At 45.5% G+C, this 2,831-nt stretch carries 3 protein-coding genes; all 3 read left to right on the top strand.

All coding sequences use genetic code 11. The features are described from left to right. On the top strand, positions 1-1,462 hold a 1,462-nt coding region (locus GR160_RS19180; RefSeq protein WP_202390833.1), incomplete at its 5' end, for a DEAD/DEAH box helicase. A gap of 2 nt (positions 1,463-1,464) precedes the next feature. Then, on the top strand, positions 1,465-2,562 hold the full coding sequence (locus tag GR160_RS19175) for an AI-2E family transporter (RefSeq protein WP_160751511.1): 1,098 nt from the start codon (positions 1,465-1,467) through the stop codon (positions 2,560-2,562). Positions 2,563-2,567: 5 nt separating this feature from the next. After that, the coding region (locus GR160_RS19170; protein ID WP_160751510.1) for a DUF2252 family protein at positions 2,568-2,831 on the top strand (264 nt) is incomplete at its 3' end.

Below are 2,831 nucleotides of genomic sequence, written 5' to 3'. Positions count from 1 at the left end.
TATTACTACGCTTTTCGAAAAAATCGGGGAAAGCACCACCCCGCAACGGCTCCTGTACCAGTTGCCCACCGGGGGAGGGAAAACCGTGATATTTTCTGAGATTGCGAAACGATATATTGAAAAGTTCCATAGGAAAGTGGTTGTACTTACACACCGCAAAGAACTTTGCCGCCAAACGGCAACAACCCTCAAAAATGCCGGGATACCCAATAAAGCCATAACCAGCACCGTAGAATCCGTAAGCCGGAAAGACCGCTCGCAGTGCTATGTCGCCATGGTGGAAACCCTGAAGAACAGGATTAAGTCAGGACACATGGATACCAACAGTGTAGGCCTTGTAATTATCGACGAAGCCCACCACAATTCTTTCCAGAAACTACTCAGCAAGTTTAAAAATGCGACTGTTATTGGGGTTACCGCCACACCTTTTAGTGCAGATATCAATTTACCGATGAAGAAAAACTACAGCGAACTGATTGTCGGTGCCCCAATAGGCTCACTTATTGAACAGGGCTTTTTGGCACGCCCTAAAACCTGGCGGTACGATGTGGAACTCAACTCGCTTGTAACAGGCCGGCACGGGGACTATACCGTTAGCTCTTCCGATGCTCTCTACTCTGCCCCGGCCATGCTGGAGCTGCTGTTGCATGCGTACCGCGAGCATTCCAAAAACAAAAAAACACTGATTTTCAATACCGGTATATTTACTTCCAAAGCAGTCTGCCAAATGTTTACCGATGTCGGATACGATTGCAGGCACCTGGATAACAAAACGTCCCCCACAGAGCGTGAAGCTATTCTAAAATGGTTTAAAAAGACCAAAGGTGCCATACTCACATCAGTATCTATACTGACTACCGGGTTTGACGAGCCTTCGGTGCAAACCGTTATCCTGAACCGTGCCACCAATTCGCTTACCTTATATCACCAGATGATTGGCCGTGGTTCGCGCAGGCTGCCGAATAAAAAGACCTTTAACATCATTGACCTCGGCAATAATACCGACCGTTTCGGCGAATGGAACGCCCCGGTGGACTGGAAGTATGTCTTTGAAAACCCGGAGCAGTACCATGAAAGCATGAGCAGCCATACGGAATACGAAAGCCACAGTATATCCCCTGAAATACGTTCCAAATTCCCCAATTCCCTTGAAGTATCATTTGATGTGCAACAGGCGCACCACAGGGCAACAGAAAATGGGGAGAAACCCAAAACGGTAATTCGCGATTCCATCCGCCAGCATGCCCTGATGTGTGCCGATAACGCTGAAACAATTTCAGAGGCGCTGCACCTCAGCGAAGAACTGGATAAGGAAATCAACTGGAGGGTAAAGCAATATGCCAAATGCTTGGACAAGGTCACAAAGAATTATACCGAATGGCTTGCCAATGACTATAAATCCAAGCTTAAGACACTTATCCAAAAAATAATGCAACGCCGCATAAGACTACAATCAAAATAATTATGAGAAAATCCGCCAGGCCATTGCCGTTCTATGCGCGCTTTGCCAATATACTTTTTATCGTGGTTGCGCTGCTTGCCATATGTTATGTAGGGCAGGGCATTTTATCGCCATTGCTGCTATCAATACTATTCGCTATCCTCTTGCGCCCTGTCGCCGCATTCTTGAATGAGAGGTTAAAAATACCTAATGTCCTGGCCTGCCTAATAGCCGTATTTATATTTGTTATTTTCTTCGCGGTTCTTTTTTATTTCATCACCTACCAGGTGGCGGGTATGGCTGAGGACTGGGATAAGATAAAAAGTAACCTTCATAATCATTACAGCAACCTGCAATCCTATGTGCAGGATACCTTTGAACTTAGTAAGCAAGAACAGGACAAGATGGTCTCAAAAGCGACATCAGGGTCTATGGACACCGGTAAATCCATAATGGGCAGCACGCTGGTCTCATTTACGGATTCGCTTATGAACCTTATCCTAATCCCTATTTATATGTTCCTCATTTTGCTGTACCGCACGCATTTCCTGAAATTTCTTTGCAAGCTATTTGCGCCCAAACATCACCCTAAACTAGAAGATATTCTTAAAACAATTAAAACATCGGTTCAAAGTTATATCCTTGGCCTACTGTTCGAATTCGCGATAGTCTCGGTGCTCACGGCTTTAGGACTGATGATTATAGGCGTCAAGTACGCGATATTACTAGGCGTAATCACCGGGCTGCTCAACCTGATCCCCTACATTGGCATTGTTATAGCCGGGGTATTGACTGTGGTAGCCTCCCTGACCGGAAACAGTGACCTCACTGTGCTGATCGGCATCTTGGTTGTCAATATCTTGGTCCAGTTTGTGGACAATAATATTTTAGTACCAATTGTTGTCAGTTCAAAGGTAGAGATCAATTCCATTGCCTCAATTGTTGGTATTATCATTGGCGGCGCTTTAGCAGGGATATCCGGTATGTTTCTGGCCATCCCCGTTATGGCAATTCTTAAGGTAATATTTGACCGTATTGAGTCTCTGGAACCGTGGGGTTATCTTTTAGGTGATGACCTCCCTAAAACGTTCCTGCTTAAGAAAGCAAAAACAAAACACTAAGAGTCATGAATGAAAATTGTGTTGTTTTATCTTCGGAGGGTGCTTCTAAATTGGAACGCCGCAAAATCGGAAAAGCGCAAAAGAAGCTTTTTCCTATAGCGTTATTAAATACCATTGAATCTGAATGCCGGCCAAACCCCATAGATATTTTAAAAGAAACCAGTGCTGGCAGGATGCAGAGCCTTTTGCCACTCCGCTATGAGCGCATGTCGGCCTCGCCGTTTTCCTTTTACAGGGGCAGCGCCGCCGTGATGGCCTCAGACCTATCC

The sequence above is a fragment of the Flavobacterium sp. Sd200 genome, from assembly GCF_009826935.1.
GTDB lineage: Bacteria > Bacteroidota > Bacteroidia > Flavobacteriales > Flavobacteriaceae > Flavobacterium.
The sequence above is the reverse complement of the archived record's forward strand: the minus strand, read 5'-3'. Positions and strand labels throughout refer to the sequence as shown.

Excerpts from the sequence above, each read along its gene's own strand:
- GR160_RS19175 (WP_160751511.1), top strand. The coding sequence starts at position 1,465 with ATGAGAAAATCCGCCAGGCCATTGCCGTTCTATGCGCGCTTTGCCAAT.